This is a genomic window from Leucobacter shiyiweii (genome assembly GCF_052446065.1).
Classification (GTDB): domain Bacteria; phylum Actinomycetota; class Actinomycetes; order Actinomycetales; family Microbacteriaceae; genus Leucobacter.
Map to the genome: position 1 here is coordinate 1,854,477 of NZ_CM127080.1, position 14,659 is coordinate 1,869,135.

17 protein-coding genes are annotated in these 14,659 nt (G+C 63.6%); 9 read left to right on the forward strand and 8 right to left on the reverse strand.

Translation table 11 applies throughout. The features are described 5' to 3' along the window. The first annotated feature begins 3 nt into the window (after positions 1 to 3). Complete coding sequence (locus ACTNFJ_RS08570; RefSeq protein WP_435905891.1) at positions 4 to 282, forward strand: hypothetical protein; 279 nt, start codon at positions 4 to 6, stop codon at positions 280 to 282. Between the two features lie 9 nt (positions 283 to 291). Next, positions 292 to 984 (forward strand): NUDIX hydrolase, encoded by a 693-nt coding sequence (locus tag ACTNFJ_RS08575; RefSeq protein WP_435905892.1) that lies wholly within the window; start codon positions 292 to 294, stop codon positions 982 to 984. Between the two features lie 23 nt (positions 985 to 1,007). Here ACTNFJ_RS08575 and ACTNFJ_RS08580 read toward each other — a convergent pair whose 3' ends face one another. Both ACTNFJ_RS08580 and ACTNFJ_RS08585 read right to left on the reverse strand, forming a co-directional pair. Next, positions 1,008 to 1,628: a class II aldolase/adducin family protein gene (locus tag ACTNFJ_RS08580; protein WP_435905893.1), complete on the reverse strand. Its 621-nt coding sequence runs from the start codon at positions 1,626 to 1,628 to the stop codon at positions 1,008 to 1,010. 49 nt (positions 1,629 to 1,677) lie between these two features. Next, complete coding sequence (locus ACTNFJ_RS08585; protein WP_435905894.1) at positions 1,678 to 3,114, reverse strand: PucR family transcriptional regulator; 1,437 nt, start codon at positions 3,112 to 3,114, stop codon at positions 1,678 to 1,680. Between the two features lie 142 nt (positions 3,115 to 3,256). On the opposite strand from ACTNFJ_RS08585, the gene ACTNFJ_RS08590 reads away from it, so the two are divergent. Both ACTNFJ_RS08590 and ACTNFJ_RS08595 read left to right on the forward strand, forming a co-directional pair. After that, a complete protein-coding gene (locus tag ACTNFJ_RS08590; RefSeq protein ID WP_435905895.1) occupies positions 3,257 to 4,354 on the forward strand; it encodes an alcohol dehydrogenase catalytic domain-containing protein in 1,098 nt (365 codons plus the stop codon). Between the two features lie 48 nt (positions 4,355 to 4,402). Next, positions 4,403 to 5,827, forward strand: a complete 1,425-nt coding sequence (locus ACTNFJ_RS08595) for an APC family permease (protein WP_435905896.1) — start codon at positions 4,403 to 4,405, stop codon at positions 5,825 to 5,827. A gap of 50 nt (positions 5,828 to 5,877) precedes the next feature. Here the strand turns inward: ACTNFJ_RS08595 and panB are convergent, their stop codons facing one another. From panB to ACTNFJ_RS08610, 3 genes are all read right to left on the reverse strand, one after another. Beyond that, positions 5,878 to 6,744, reverse strand: coding sequence for a 3-methyl-2-oxobutanoate hydroxymethyltransferase (panB, locus tag ACTNFJ_RS08600; RefSeq protein ID WP_435905897.1), 867 nt, complete (start codon positions 6,742 to 6,744; stop codon positions 5,878 to 5,880). Positions 6,745 to 6,805: 61 nt separating this feature from the next. Continuing rightward, entirely contained in the window at positions 6,806 to 7,672 is an 867-nt protein-coding gene (panC, locus tag ACTNFJ_RS08605) for a pantoate--beta-alanine ligase (protein ID WP_435905898.1), read from the reverse strand. Beyond that, positions 7,669 to 8,439, reverse strand: a complete 771-nt coding sequence (locus tag ACTNFJ_RS08610; protein WP_435905899.1) for a DUF2520 domain-containing protein — start codon at positions 8,437 to 8,439, stop codon at positions 7,669 to 7,671. Before ACTNFJ_RS08610 ends, panC begins: the two co-directional genes overlap by 4 nt. Positions 8,440 to 8,536: 97 nt before the next feature. Between ACTNFJ_RS08610 and ACTNFJ_RS08615 the strand changes: the two genes are divergently transcribed. Both ACTNFJ_RS08615 and ACTNFJ_RS08620 read left to right on the forward strand, forming a co-directional pair. Continuing rightward, a complete protein-coding gene (locus ACTNFJ_RS08615; protein WP_435905900.1) occupies positions 8,537 to 9,352 on the forward strand; it encodes a purine-nucleoside phosphorylase in 816 nt (271 codons plus the stop codon). A 25-nt stretch (positions 9,353 to 9,377) separates the two neighbouring features. Further along, positions 9,378 to 10,373, forward strand: a complete 996-nt coding sequence (locus ACTNFJ_RS08620; protein WP_435905901.1) for a diacylglycerol/lipid kinase family protein — start codon at positions 9,378 to 9,380, stop codon at positions 10,371 to 10,373. 60 nt (positions 10,374 to 10,433) lie between these two features. Here ACTNFJ_RS08620 and ACTNFJ_RS12890 read toward each other — a convergent pair whose 3' ends face one another. The 3 genes from ACTNFJ_RS12890 to ACTNFJ_RS12895 all read right to left on the reverse strand — a co-directional run bounded on the left by ACTNFJ_RS12890 (position 10,434) and on the right by ACTNFJ_RS12895 (position 11,324). After that, positions 10,434 to 10,553 carry a DUF8730 family Cys-rich protein gene (locus ACTNFJ_RS12890; protein ID WP_504362746.1) on the reverse strand — a complete coding sequence of 40 codons (120 nt, stop codon included), beginning with the start codon at positions 10,551 to 10,553 and terminating at the stop codon, positions 10,434 to 10,436. Positions 10,554 to 10,700: 147 nt separating this feature from the next. After that, a complete protein-coding gene (gene trxA, locus ACTNFJ_RS08625; RefSeq protein WP_435905902.1) occupies positions 10,701 to 11,084 on the reverse strand; it encodes a thioredoxin in 384 nt (127 codons plus the stop codon). Positions 11,085 to 11,135: 51 nt separating this feature from the next. Further along, positions 11,136 to 11,324: a DUF8730 family Cys-rich protein gene (locus ACTNFJ_RS12895; RefSeq protein WP_504362747.1), complete on the reverse strand. Its 189-nt coding sequence runs from the start codon at positions 11,322 to 11,324 to the stop codon at positions 11,136 to 11,138. Positions 11,325 to 11,399: 75 nt separating this feature from the next. Here ACTNFJ_RS12895 and ACTNFJ_RS08630 point away from each other — a divergent pair, with 75 nt between their 5' ends. The 3 genes from ACTNFJ_RS08630 to ACTNFJ_RS08640 all read left to right on the forward strand — a co-directional run bounded on the left by ACTNFJ_RS08630 (position 11,400) and on the right by ACTNFJ_RS08640 (position 14,653). Then, entirely contained in the window at positions 11,400 to 11,678 is a 279-nt protein-coding gene (locus ACTNFJ_RS08630; protein WP_435905903.1) for a metal-sensitive transcriptional regulator, read from the forward strand. Between the two features lie 93 nt (positions 11,679 to 11,771). Next, a complete protein-coding gene (locus ACTNFJ_RS08635) occupies positions 11,772 to 13,517 on the forward strand; it encodes a phospho-sugar mutase (protein WP_435905904.1) in 1,746 nt (581 codons plus the stop codon). Further along, positions 13,514 to 14,653, forward strand: coding sequence for an ADP-dependent NAD(P)H-hydrate dehydratase (locus tag ACTNFJ_RS08640; protein WP_435905905.1), 1,140 nt, complete (start codon positions 13,514 to 13,516; stop codon positions 14,651 to 14,653). The genes ACTNFJ_RS08635 and ACTNFJ_RS08640 overlap by 4 nt, the downstream gene beginning before the upstream one ends. The last annotated feature ends 6 nt before the right edge of the window (positions 14,654 to 14,659 follow it).

The window sequence follows — 14,659 nt, forward strand, 5'->3', positions numbered from 1 at the left end:
ACAGTGAATGCATCAGCTCCCCTCCCCCCGGATGCGGCCGCCCGCGACGCGGCCAAGCGCAACGGCTCTCCGGACGGCAACGATTCGATTCGCGGAGACGACTTCCGGTTTTCCACCCGCCATCTCAGTGACGAGGAGAAGGCCGCAGTCATCACGGTACTCACGCAGGTGCGGGCGGAAGAAACTGAGCTCATGAAGCGAGTGGAACGACGCGAGCTCCAGCCCTGGGTGAGGTCGCAGCGGGTCCCTGAAGGCATCGGGGATTTGCTCCTCGAAGGCTAGTCTGGACGCATGGCGAACACCGCGGGAGAGGCAAGACGGCAGCTCTCGGCCGCGCTCGCGAACGGATTCGATGCGGGCTTTGCGCCGCAGTCCCGTGTCATTCCGAGTCGAGAGCCCCGTCGCTCAGCGGTCCTCATCTTGTTTGGGGAGCTCGACAAGGTACCTGCCGCGCCCAATGGTGCGAGCAGCGTGTCCGCCGAAGTCGACGTGCTGCTCACGCGGCGGGCGGATCACATGCGCCATCACCCGGGGCAGATTGCGTTTCCGGGGGGCGGTGCTGAGGCCGGCGATGGGAACCCTGCAGAAACGGCTCTTCGGGAGGCGGAAGAGGAAACTGGGCTCGACCCTGCGGGGGTCGAAGTAGTCGGCACCCTACCCGCGATACACGTTGCAGTGAGCCACAATCTCGTAACCCCAGTAGTGGGATGGTGGCGTTACCCAAGTCCCGTCGCCGCGGATAGCTCCGAATCTGTCGAGGTCTACCGTGTTCCGGTGGCAGAACTGTTACGGCCGGCAGCGCGGGGAACTTCGGTGCTGAGCACTGGAACGCACACTTTTCGTGGAGCAGCCTTTCAACTCGGGCCACAGTTCGGGGGTCACCTCGTGTGGGGGCTGACCGGTATGCTGCTCGCCAGTGTTTTCGAGGGAGTGGGCTGGGCCGAACCGTGGGACCGAACGCGCGAGTTTCAGGTCCCGCGCTGATCAGCTCGCCACAAGGTGCTGCACTAGGCGTGCGAGGTGTCCGCGCCTGTCGGGAATGAAGTCGCGGTATCTCCCAGTTGCAGTGCCAGTGCCGTAGCTTTCGCAGCATCCTCGAGATTCAACGCACGCCGGTAGGTGGCACGAACGGTGTCGCCTACTACTGAACACCCGTGGTGCTGCATGATTACGCAGTCGTGTGTGCGCAGTTCAGTTGCCGCGGAATCAGCCAGCTCATCAGATCCGTTGGGAAAAAAGGGAGTCACACCAACCGAGCCGACGTACAACGCATGGTCGAGGGTGAGGAGCCGGATGGGACGACCAAGGCTCGCGAGCACGACTGCATGCTGGGGGTGGAGGTGGATCACGCACTCGGCATCTGGACGAGCAACATAGGCGCGTTGGTGGAGTCGCCACTCACTTGATGGCCGGTGGGCCCCGCTGATCACGACACCGGCGAGATCCACCTCGCTGAAGTCTTCGGGAGTGAGACGGTCAAACCAGGTGCCAGACGCTGTGATCACGAAACGATCATCCGAGAGCCGCGCCGACAGATTGCCGCCACTCGCGAGCACGAGCCCCCGGGACACGGCATCTCGCCCTACCTCGATGAGCTCTTCGATGAGTTGCATTCGCTCCGGCCTCATCTGGTTTCCCACTTTCACATCTCTCTTCGTCGCAGCCTCTACTGTAGCCCTAGAGACCCGCGGCTCGGAGCGCGATCCATGCAGCCGCCCGGTCGTCTGCAAGGCTCATCGAGAGCCCGGTGAGTTGCTCCACTCGCTGAATACGCCCGGTCAGGGTGTGCCTGTGGATGCCCAGTTCGCTCGCGCTTGCCCGATGCGCTCCGTGGGTCGCGAGAAACACGCGGAGCGTCTGGGTGAGTACCCCGTGTTCACCGTCTTCGTCACGAAGCGGGTCAAGGAGCGATGACAGTTGCGCCGAGGCGTCTCCCGCGACACTCTCGAGCAGGTATTCAACTGTCGCAATGTCGGCGTATCGGAGCACCGAATGCTCCGAGTCCATCGCAGTTCGGAGCGCCTGCCGCGCCTGCATCGCACCACGCTGGAGGGAGTCAACCGGAGCGGGCTTCGCAAGACCCAGAGAGATCAGGTCTCCTCCGAGCGGCGAGAAGGTGCGTGCCCGCGCCTCAAGCTCCTCCGAAAGGTCATCGCGCACGAATCCGACGATCGGACCCGGATCTCCAAAGAATACGTGCTCCGCCCCCAGCTCATCTAGCCACCGTGCGGTTAAGCGATCAAGATCAACGGTTCTCGTCTTGGTCCCGATAGCGAACGCCGTGAGGCTCGTTTCGTGCACTCCCCAGCGGCGAAGGAGGGCCCCAGCTGCCTGGCCGCCGTGCAGCAGGGTTTCAAGGAGCACCTCGCGCCCGAGACTATTGGTGAGAGAGGGGTTGTGACTCCGCAACAGCAGGTCGCAGAGGGCCGCCGATTGCTGGCCGAGGTCTCGGCTGCGACTGATCACCCGGGAGCGCGAGGAGATCACTAGGTACCCCACGAGGTCGCGATCCGATCCCACTTGGTGCGTCTGAAGGCCCGGGTGCCGAATTTTCACCGGTCGACCAAACGCCACCGCGACCGCATCCTCGATGTGGAGTCGGCCCGCGCCAGCGCTGGCAATCAACTGTCCGTGGGCATCGAGCATCACCGCCCATCCATCGATCTGTCGCGCGAGTTCGACCACGACCGCACTGACTCCGCCCCGACGCGCGACCTGCGTCAAGATCTTCATCCCTGCGGTCACCAGGCGGTCCACTGCAGCTTGGTCTTCGGCAATCAGCGCCGCGAGCCGGGCGTGCAAGCCATCGCCGGCTACTGTCGCTCCGAGAATCGCTGACATGCCGTGCCGTTGGAGAGTGTCTCGAAGAGCGGTGCTATCTTCTGCGCTGACAAAGACCGCCCCAGCGAGCGCAGTTTTATCGGCCCCGCCTGATCCCAGCCGCCGCGTGAGTTCAGCACTCGAGCCCGTGACCAGCGTGGCATACCGAGGATTGCCGATGACGACATACGAATCGAGTGTCGCGAGCCCGTCGATGAGTGTGCGATCTGGAAGGCGCTGCGGAAGGCACTCGCCGCCAATCGTTCGCACCACCGTGGTGAGGTCTAGTGCCATAGAAGGACTGTACCAAAGGTCTACTCGGAGAAAATCTACTCGACATCACGGCCAATGACAGCTCGCGGTGTGGCTCCGTACGATCTCAGCAGGAGATGACGCCGGTTCCCCCAGCGGACCTGAGTGAACAAGGGAGTAGCACATGAAGGCCATCATTTTTCGAGACCCTGAGACGCGGGTGGAGGTCGCAGAGGTGACTCTCGCACCGCCCCGCGCAGGGGAGGTGCGAGTGAAGATCGCTGCCGCTGGAGTATGCCATTCCGATCTCCACGTGAAGCGAGGCGAGTGGGATGCCGCCGCGCCGCTGGTCATGGGGCACGAAGGGTCGGGCACCGTTGTAGAACTTGGTGAGGGCGTTACCTCGCTCGCCGTAGGAGACCACGTTGTTCTGAGCTGGGTACCTCCATGCGGCGAATGCCGCTACTGCTTGCAAGGCCACGAGGCGCGCTGCCAGAAGGTGGCCACATTGGTCGCGCCTCAAGGTGTCTTGTTCGACGGCACGTCGCGGCTGAGCTCAGGCGACGAACCCCTCCACCACTACCTCGGGGTGTCTTCCTACGCCGAAGAGGTCATCGTCCCGGCTTCCGGCGCCATCAAGGTACGCGATGACGCCCCCCTCGACGTCATCGCGGTAGTGGGGTGTGCCGTGGCAACTGGCGTGGGCGCGGTGCTCAACACCGCCGCCGTCGAGCCTGGATCCACCGTCGCGGTGATTGGGTGCGGGGGCGTCGGACTCAACGTGGTGCAGGGAGCCAAGCTTGCCGGGGCAGAGCGCATCGTGGCGATCGACATCGTGCCCGAGAAGACCCTCATGGCCCTGCAGTTCGGAGCAACCGACCGGATCGATTCGTCCGAAAGAGACGCTGTCGAGCAGCTATTCGAGCTGATTCCCGACGGGGTGGACTACGCCTTCGACGCTATCGGACGCACCATCACGACTGAGCAGGCCATCCAAATGCTCGGTCTCGGCGGCGCAGCTGTTATTGTCGGCCTTCCTCCCACAGGCGCGAAGGCCTCATTTGAGCCACTCGTGCTGGCAGAGGCTGACCAGCGGATCCTCGGATCCAACTACGGTTCCGTACGTCCGTCTATCGACATCCCGGCGTTGGTTGACCGGTACATGGATGGGCAGCTCAAGCTCGACCCCCTCATCTCAGGCAGGCGTCCTCTGTCGGAAGCGGCCGAAGCGCTCGAAGATCTCGAGGCCGGCGGGGTTCTCCGCACCCTGCTGATTCCGTAGCACTCAACACCACGTTCATCCACTATCCAATTCTCGAAGGAGAGATCCATGTCTCAAACCACCGTCCGAAAGACCGATGCCGGTCTTCGTGAGGGGGTAATGTCTGGCCCGGAACTCGCGGCTCAGGCCATCGCCAGCATCGCACCCAGTGCGGTGATCGCATTCACCGCAGCGGCGATCTTTCTCGGCGCAGGAAGCGGCACCGTGTATGCCTTCGTGCTCGCGACGATTGTCATCCTGTGCGTGGGATACATCGTGTCGATGTTTGCGAGGCGTCACGCTTCTGCAGGTTCCCTCTACACCTACGTAGCCAAGGGCCTCGGCCCCACTGGAGCATTTGCCGCAGGCGTCGCGCTCCTCATTGGCTCGTGGGGCATCGCCGCGGGTTCGCTGGGTGGCGCCGTGTCATACATGTCGGACCTCCTCCAGATTTTCGGAGTTCCCGCAACCGGAACTTTTTGGCTGATCGTCCTCACCATCTTGATTGGCGGGCTCGCGACGTTCTTCACGATTATCGGGATCCGGATGTCTGCGCGCGTCTCGTTGGTGCTGGAGTTGCTCTCGGTGTTCATCATCGTCGTGCTGCTCGTCTCCGCGCTGGTTTGGCTTGGACCTGACGCGTGGGACCCCAAGCAGTTCAGCTTCGAGGGCGTGCCGTTCCAGGGGGTCGCAGCTGGCATGGTGCTCGGTATCCTTGGCTTCGTCGGCTTTTCCTCAGCGGATGCCTTAGGCCGAGAGGCTCGCAATCCAAAAACTGCCATCCCGCGCGCCATCATGTGGAGCGCAGTTGTCGTCGGCGTGCTCTACGTCTTCGCTGCCTACACCCAGATTGCCGTGCTCGGTGATGAGCTAGGCGAGGTAGCGAGCCCCCTCCAGGCGATCAACGAACGCATCGGCATGCCCGAATGGTTCGCTCCGGTACTGGTCTTCGGTGTTGCCGCTTCCTTCTTTGCAGTGGTGGTTGCGCCGTTGAACGTCGTGGGCAGAATTCTGTATGTCATGGGCAAGGAAGGCGTCGTTGCCGAGCGCTTCGGACGGACCCACGAGACGCACCTCACCCCGCACCGAGTGCTGCTCGTGGCTGGCCCAGCCGCAATTGTGCTCGATATCATCCTGCTGCTGGCTGGTGCGCACCCGATGGACATCGTGGTGTGGGTTGATACGTATGCCACGTATGGGTACATGGTTGCCTACGCTTTGGTCGCCGTCGCGGGTGTCGTTTACACAAAGCGTGCAGGAATCCCGAATCGGCTGGTCTGGGTATGCGCGGTGGTGGCCATTTCCGCAATGGCATACGTGTTCTTCGCCAATGTGTGGCCGGTGCCCGCGTTCCCCCTCAACGTTCTGCCCTACCTCTTCATCGCTACCATGCTGCTCGCTTTTGCTCGCTTCTGGTGGCTGAAAAAGAACCGTCCCGAGGTCCTTACCAGGGTCGGCAAGACACACACCGAAATGCTGGAGGGCGTCGGATAATCATTCGCCCCCAAGAACGGCCCGGGCTCTCATGCCCGGGCCATTCTTGTTTAGCGTCGCGCAGCCGCATCCACGAGGGCAAGACGCGCAGCTTCCACTACCTGCGGATCAACCGGATACTGATGCTCAGACGCAGGAAAGGTGCCGTCGCGTACTTCGGCAGCATACGCCGAAATTCCCGCGACGATGTCGTCACCGATATTGGCGAACTGCTTCACGAATTTTGCGGTGTGCCCCTCTGTCATGCCGAGGAGGTCGTGCAAAACGAGCACCTGACCGTCAGCAGGGCCTGCGCCGATGCCGATCATCGGAATGCGCAGTTCGGACGTGGCAAGAGTCGCAATATCACTCGGCACCGCTTCGGCAACCAGCGCTACCGCACCCGCTTGCTCGACGGCGATCGCTTCGGTAACGAAACGCGTCGCAGTCTCGACGGTCCGGCCCTGCGCGCGAAATCCGCCGAGCGCGGCCGCAGTCTGCGGGGTGAGGCCGATATGGCCGACGACGGGAATGCCTGCCGCAGTAATCGCCCGAATGCGGCTCAGGCGTTCAGGGGTTGCCCCCTCAATTTTGACCGCGTCGGCGCCCGCCTCCTTGACGAAGCGAATCGCGGTCTCGACCGCCTGCGCGTCAGAGAGTTCAGTCGAACCAAAGGGCACGTCGCACAGAAGCAATGCTTCTGAAACACCACGTCGCACAGCAGCAGACAGCATAATCATCTCATCGACGCTGATCGCGACCGTGGAGTCGCGGCCGAGCACGACCTGGGCTCCCGAGTCCCCAACGAGGACGACATTAACCCCGGCTCGATCCGCCAGACGGCCGGTCGGAAAATCATACGCGGTCACCATGACGATCTGCTCGCCGCGGCGCTTCATCTCGGAGAGACCTGGGATCGTGAGTCGTGGGCGAGTCACTGTGCAACCTCCGGTTACGTGGTGCGTCCGCCGAGAAGGTCACCCGGCTTTGTCCACCAGGTTATCGCTCAGCGGCCAGCGCGTGCGCGGGGGTGAGTAGAACGTTGTCGATGAGCCGGACGTTCTCCACCCGCACGGCAACGACGCAAAGCGCCGGTCGTGTCACGCTCGCAAGAGCCTCGAGCCCGTCAGGATCCACAATCTCAAGGTACTCAACTTCGAGCTCGTCGGCCCGCAGCACCGCAAGGCCCCGTTCTTTCAACACGCCGGCATCCATTTCCCCGTGACTCAGCGCGCCCTCGATTTCGCGCAAGGCACGCGGGATTGCAAGGGCACGAGTCCGCGCAGACGGAGAGAGCCGAGCATTCCGGCTGGATCGGGCAAGGCCACCCTCCTCCCGTGAGGTTGGGCAACTGACGATTCGCGTCGGAATCCCCAGATCGGCGACCATCCGTCGCACCACGACGACTTGCTGTGCGTCTTTCGCGCCAAAGTAGGCGGAGTCGGGCGATACCGCGATCAGAAGTTTGGCGACGATGGTGGCGACACCGTCGAAGTGGGCGCTGCCACGCATTGCGCCCTCGAGCCTGTGCGTGATGCTGCCGGTGACGCGCACCGTCGTCGCGAATCCCTGTGGGTACATCTCCGCGACATTGGGAGCGAAGACGAGATCCGCCCCCGCGGAGGCCGCGAGCTCGACGTCACGCGCCTCGTCTCGCGGATACGCGTCAAGATCCGCGGCATCGTTGAACTGAGTGGGATTGACAAAGACTGAGACGATCACGAGCTCGTGATCTTGCCTCGCGGCACGCACCAAAGAGAGGTGACCCTCGTGGAGCGCCCCCATCGTAGGCACAAGCCCCACTCCCCCGTCTCCGGCCTCCGCAATCGCCTCTCGCAGTGCGGCAACGGTGCGAACTACCCTCATACCTGTTCTCCGCTTCGGAATTGATCCGCCAAGACTCGAGTGGATTCGGCGAGGGCGTCAAAGAGCGCCAAGTGCTCCGGAGTGCGCTCGGCAACGGCGTGCCGCTGCCGAGCAACTGTGCCCTCGTCGCCGCGCGCGATGGGACCGGTGAGGGCCGCTGCCGCTCCGCGCGTAGCCCAATTATCCAAGGCGCCGCGAACGAGCGGCACCAGCGCCTCCCGCCCCACCCCGGCAGTTCTCGCGAGCTGCTCAGCAGCTCCCTCAAGCGTGACGAGAAAATTGGCCGCCATTGAGGCTGCCGCGTGGTAGGCCCCCCGATCCTCGTCACGCACGCGAAAAGAGCGCATGCCGAGCACGGAGGCGAGATCGCGAGCGGCCAGCTCAGCCCGGGCCGTTGACCCGTCGATCGCGGCGTAACCCCCCCGAAAGTCGTGTTCAGCATCAGCGACGCTGGTCAACGGATGCAGACTAAATGCTTCGTGCGGGGCAAGAGGTGCAAGCTCGCTTGCCCCAGAAAAGTGACCGACAAGCGCACCTGGTGCGAGAAGGCCTGCAGCCTCCTCGATCGCGGCGTCTGGAACCGCGAGCAACACGATGTCGGCATCCTCACCACGATCGCCGCGCGCTGCAGGGCCGCTCACATTGATGCCGCACGCGCTGAGGCTTCTGGCAATCGCCGTGCCCATTCGCCCGGCGCCGATAACTTTCACCCGAACACTCCCGAGTTCTGAGTCGGCACGGGAGGGTAAATCGGCGGCGAATGACACGCCTCTCAGCCTATCGGGCCACGCCCTCTTCGCTTGCAGTCCCTCGCGCTGCCCTGCCAGGCTCGGCTCGGCTCGGCTCGGGCATAGGCTAGAAGGCATGACTGAAACTGCGCATTCTTCGCCCGTCGAACTCGCCCAGGAGGCGGCTCACACGATCGCCAAGCTGACCGGCTTGCCGCGCCACGATATTGCACTGACGCTCGGGAGCGGTTGGGGCGAGACTGCGCATCACCTCGGTGAGATCGTCGCCGAGGTTCCTGCTGATCAAGTGCCGGGGTTTCGTGCTTCCGCAGTCGGGGGGCACACAGGCATGCTTACCTCGCTGCGACTCGCAGACGGCAGGCACGTGCTGATCATCGGCGCACGCACACACCTCTACGAGGGTCACGGCGTTCGCTCCGTTGTGCACGGTGTGCGAACTGCGGCAGCGGCTGGAGCAAGCATCATGGTGCTCACTAATGGAGCCGGAGGACTCGATCCGGAGGTGGGCGAAGGCGAGGCGATTCTGATTAGCGATCACATCAACCTCACCGCTGTCTCACCCATCGAGGGCGCCGAGTTCGTCGATCTCACTGACCTGTACTCTTCGCGACTGCGGAGTCTGGCACGCAGCACAGATCCAGACCTCGCAGAGGGCGTGTACATCCAACTTCCCGGCCCGCACTTCGAAACCCCGGCGGAGGTGCGCTACCTGCAGCTCATTGGGGGTGATGCTGTGGGCATGTCGACCGCACTGGAGGCAATTGCGGCACGCCAAAGCGGCATGGAGGTGCTAGGGCTTTCACTTATCACCAACCCTGCAGCCGGGATTCAAGAAGCTCCGCTGAACCACCTCGAGGTGCTTGAGGTGGGTAGGGCAGCCTCTGAGCGGCTCGGAATCATGTTGGCACGAATTGTCACTCAACTGCACTAACCCCGAGGGATGAGCGCTACGCTCGGTGCAACAGCGCGACACTCGTGCGTCGCTGGGACGGGAGCTGGGCGTGGGCGATGTCATCGGGCTGGTGTGGAACCCTTCGAAAGTTGAGGAAGACGAACTCCGCACAGCGCTCTCTGAAGCGGTGAGCGAAACGGGGTTCACACCCGACGAGGTGCGTTGGTTTGCGACCACGGTCGAGAACCCGGGGCAAGATGCAGCCGGCGAAGCGATGCTCGCTGGGTGCACGGTGATCGTTGCCGCGGGCGGCGACGGCACCGTGCGCGCGGTCGTAGAACGCCTGACTGCTGACGAGGGCGGACCTGAGTTCGGCATTATTCCGCTCGGCACCGGCAATCTGTTCGCACGTAATCTCGACGTACCACTGAATGATCCCCAGAAGGCGTTCGTGCGGGTGCTTGAGCGCCGCGCGCGTCCGATTGACATTGGTGAGTTGGTACTGGAGCGTGAGTCGGGAAGTGAGCGTCATATCTTCACTGTGATGGCGGGATTCGGCATCGACGCCCAAATGATCGCCGAGACCGACGACGAACTCAAGGCTCGTGCCGGGTGGCTCGCCTATGTCGAGTCACTGGGGCGAGCATTCCAAAATAGCGCTCCAGTGGATCTTGTCATCAGCGTCGACGACGGCGACGACGTTCAAGACCGCGGCCACACGCTCCTCATTGCCAACTGCGGCACCCTGCAAGGTGGAGCTGCTCTGCTCCCCGACGCGCTCATTGATGACGGGCTGCTCGATCTCATGCTGCTGCGAGCCGAGGGTGTCGTCGACTGGCTCGACACTCTCCGCAATCTCGTCTGGGACAACGGCATCATGCGCAAGGTACGTCGCGAAGAAACCGAGGCGCAGAGCTCGGATTCCATCCACCTCCACCAGGCCAAGTCGGCGAAGGTGACATTAACCAGACCCGTGCTGTTCGAAATTGACGGTGAAGAAATTGGTGAAGTGACTGGGTTTACCGCCAAGGTGCTCCCTGGCGCGCTGCGCATGCGCTGACGACAGAAGTCGGGTCCCCCACTTCACAGAAGAGAGGGACCCGAACAGTCACGAGGCGAGCTATCCGTTGCAGTGGCAGCGATCCGCCTCAGCAACGCCAGCCAGCGCCTCTTCGACGTGCTGGCCACAACCGGCCCAGGTTGGCTTGCCGCAGATGCTGCAGGCAATTCTTGCGCACATGATTGATCTCCTTCGATATGACGGGGTGTGAGGTGGATGTAGAGATTGAAGCGGGGTTTGGGAGGCTCGCAGATCAAGACCTTGCCCCGCGAGAGTCCCAGAGTCTCGATGCCGACCTGAGATTTGTGGCCGCCCAGCGCCTCGCGACTATTCTCCCGCAGACTGCTCTTGACTACTCTGCTCGGCGATCTGACGGCGAACATCTTCCATGTCAAGCTCCCGGGTGCCAGCAATGACCTGCTCGAGTTGCGGCGCAGCGAGCGCCCCAGGCTGACTGAAGACAATTATTCCGTCTCGAAACACCATCAGGGTAGGAATCGAGGTAATACGGAAGCCGGCAGCGAGCTGCTGCTCGGCCTCGGTATCGACCTTCGCGAACGTGATGTCGGCGTGCGTCTCGCTGGCTGATTCGAAGACCGGCGCGAAAGCGCGGCACGGGCCGCACCATGCGGCCCAGAAATCGACGATGACGATACCCGCTTTCGAGACCGTCTCTTCGAAGTTTTCAAGCGTCAGATTTATGGTGGTCATACCAAAATTATACCCCCCAGGGTATCTTTCGTCAAGACTCCGCTCCCCACGTCAGCGGCCAAACATGCGGGAAAAGAAGCCGCCTCCGCTTGTGGCGCGAGCTTCGTCAATTTCGCGCTGCGAGTGCTTTCCGTTGCACCACTGCCCCGAAGGCACGCCAGCCTTCACGGAGGCAACGTGCTGGCCGCAGCCAGCCCAGGTGGTCTTTCCGCAGGTCTTGCAATTCACTGGTCGACACATCACTAGTCTCCTTACGTGGGTAAAAATACTCTCAGGGGTATATTAGCACGATACCCATGGGGGTATCATTAGGTCATGGAAACTGAAAAGTCAGCCGAAGCACTCGAAGCTCAACGCAAGATCGCCAACCGCCTCCGTCGCGCCCACGGGCAACTGGCTGCAGTAATTTCACTTGTCGAGGGGGATGCACCGTGCCGCGACGTCGTGCAGCAGCTTTCGGCCGTCTCCAAGGCGCTTGATCGCGCAGGGTACCTCGTGGTCTCGACCGCACTCAAGGAGTGCCTCACGAGCCCTGACGGCGAAGGCGAGCTCGATGCTGGCGAACTCGAAAAGCTCTTTCTTTCGCTCGCTTAGACGCGCTGCGCTGCCAGCCTTCCTCCTCTGCCGCGTGGTAGTTTGAGTCAATCGAACGACCCCGGTTTGCGCCGGGCGAGGCAAGGGAATCACATGAGCGAAGCCGATTTCGGTGCTCTGGTCTCAGAGATCACGCAGTGGATCGCGAACGACCCCGACCCCGCAACCCGGGCAGAGGCCCAGTTGCTTCTCACGCAAGCGGGGCAAGGGAACCCTGGGGCCAAGGAGCAGCTACACAGCGCATTTGGCGGCCGACTCGCATTCGGCACCGCTGGGCTGCGCGCCGAAATTGGAGCCGGGCCACGACGCATGAACCGGGTGGTTGTCTCGCAAACCTCGGCCGGGTTTGCCGAGTTTCTTCAGCAGCGCGCTCGGGCTGGTAAGACCTCGACCCCACCCTCCGTAGTGGTTGGCTACGACGGTCGGGTGAATTCCGGAATCTTTGCGCGTGACGTCGCCGAGATCATGGCGGGTGCAGGAATTCGGGTGGTGCTGCTGCCCGAGCCTCTGCCCACCCCGGTGGTCGCCTTCGCCGTGCGACACCTCCAGGTCTCCGCCGGCGTCATGATTACCGCGAGCCACAACCCCCCGCGCGATAACGGATACAAGGTCTACCTGGGCGACGAGGATGAGGGCTCGCAAATCGCGCCGCCCAACGATGCCGAAATCGCTGCGCTCATCGATGAGCGCGGGGCATTGCCATGTGCCGAATTGCCGCGATCCACCGGCTACACGGTCGCGGGGCCCGAACTGGTAGATGCCTACGTCGCGCGCACGGCCGACGCGCTTAAATCGGGTTTTCACGCACCGCTGCCCGCGAAGACCCCCACGATCGTGTACACCGCCATGCATGGCGTCGGATCCACCACCACACGACGAGTGTTCACCGCAGCAGGCCTCCCCGCGATGATTCCGGTGACACTGCAAGATCGACCCGACAGCACCTTCCCCACAGTGAGTTTCCCGAACCCCGAGGAGGAGGGTGCACTCGATCTGGCCTACGAAACGGCGCGGGGCTGCAGCGCAGATCTCATCATCGCGAATGATCCTGATGCGGATCGCCTGGCCATAGCCGCGCCGCACTCCGACGAGGCCAGCGGCTACCGGCGCCTCACGGGCAACGAACTTGGCATTCTGCTCGGTTGGCGCGCAGCCGAGCGTGCGCGACGCGCAGCGCAGTCCGCTGGCCAGCCACTCGCGGGCACGCTCGCCAACACGATTGTTTCCTCCCCCGCCCTGTCTTCGATCGCTCACTCGTACGGACTCGACCACGTTGAGACCCTGTCGGGCTTCAAGTGGGTCTCGCGTGTACCAAATCTGGTGTTTGGCTTCGAGGAAGCGCTGGGGTACCTCACACACCCGAGTGTCGTTCACGACAAAGACGGTATCTCTGCGGCAGCCGAGGCCTGCGCGATGGCCTGCGAACTGCACGCCGAAGGTCGCACGGTGTGGCATCTGCTCGACGAAGCCAGTGAACGATTTGGACACTACGCGAGCGCCCAGGTAGTGGTGCGGCTCGATTCTCCGCAGGCTGTCGCGGCACTGGCCGAGCGGGTGCGTAACGCTCCTCCGGCCCACTTTGGCGGCACCGAGGTCTCGCGTCTTCGCGACTTCCGCGATCCTGGCCACTCCACGGTTCCCGCCAACGTGCTCGCCTACGACCTCGCCGATGGCTCGCGCGTGATGATTCGACCGAGCGGCACCGAGCCGAAGCTCAAGGCGTATCTTGATGTCGTGTGCACCGAGGGCACCGCCAATGAGCGGCGGATCACCGCTGCTGCCGCGCTCCGTCGCCTCGACAGTGGCCTCCGTGCCTACCTGCGCGAGGTAGGCGAATGAGCGCTCAGCGCTCGCGTCGGCCTCGGCGCGTGGTCGATCGCCACGAACGCCCTGCCGACTCCGGGATCCCGGTACGGTGGGACATGGATCGGGCCGCTGCGCTCCTGGTGGAACCCAGCACAAGCTCTGACAAATACCGCCGCGGAATACTCGGGCTTCACACCGGGTCCGCAGCGTACCCCGGAGCCGCGGTGCTCGGGGCACAGGCGGCTTGGCGCACCGGCCTCGGGCTCGTGCGCTTCACCCCGCCCCTGGGTGACGCTGACGGCGCGCTCGGCCTGCCTTCTCCCGCCGCTGCAATACTCGCGGTGCACCCAGAGACCGTATTTCTCGCCGATCCCACGAGGGCTCGCGTGGCAACGGACGCATGGGTGGTCGGCTCGGGCACCGATCCGGCTCAGCGCTCCGAGCAGGAACTCGAGAGGTTGCGTGGAATTCTTGCGGGAGACGCCCCCGTCGTCGTCGATGCAGGGGCCTTGGATTTGCTGGTGGATCAGAGGATTTCACCCGGCGACACTGCGCGCAGACCGGGCGCAGGCGCCGCTCACGGCACCCCGGTGACCGAGCGCCTCGGAGCTCCCCTCATTCTCACGCCCCATCGCGGCGAGTTCGTCGAGCTGTGGAAACGGGCCGGCCTCGGCGAGCGCCCCCTCGACTGGCCCAGCCGAGGCCGAGGCGGCCGCGACCGGGTGCCCGCAGAGCATGCACTCGTCGCGGCAGCGGTAGCGCTCGCCGCACGGCTGCAGGCAACCGTGCTCTTGAAGGGGTCCACTTCCGTTACAGCGACCCCCGGTGGCCTCGCCTTTCTTTCCGGCCCCGCCACCCCCTGGCTTGCCACGGCAGGAACGGGTGACGTACTCGCCGGGATCCTCGGCGCGCTCATCGCCACCCATGCCGAGGCAGTTCGTGAGGACCACGAGCTGCTCGGCCCGCTCGGAGCCACCGCTGCGGTTCTCCACGACGCGGCCGCACGCCGGGCAAGCGGCGATCCACTCCCGCGCGAAGCGTCAACCCACCCTGAGTCCGGCGCACCCAGCGCACCCGGCGGACCCATCACCGCGGGTGATGTCGCTCTTGCACTACCGGCAACCATCGCTGAGCTGCTTTCTGCGCGTCGGGAACGCCTCGAACGCTAGGCGCGT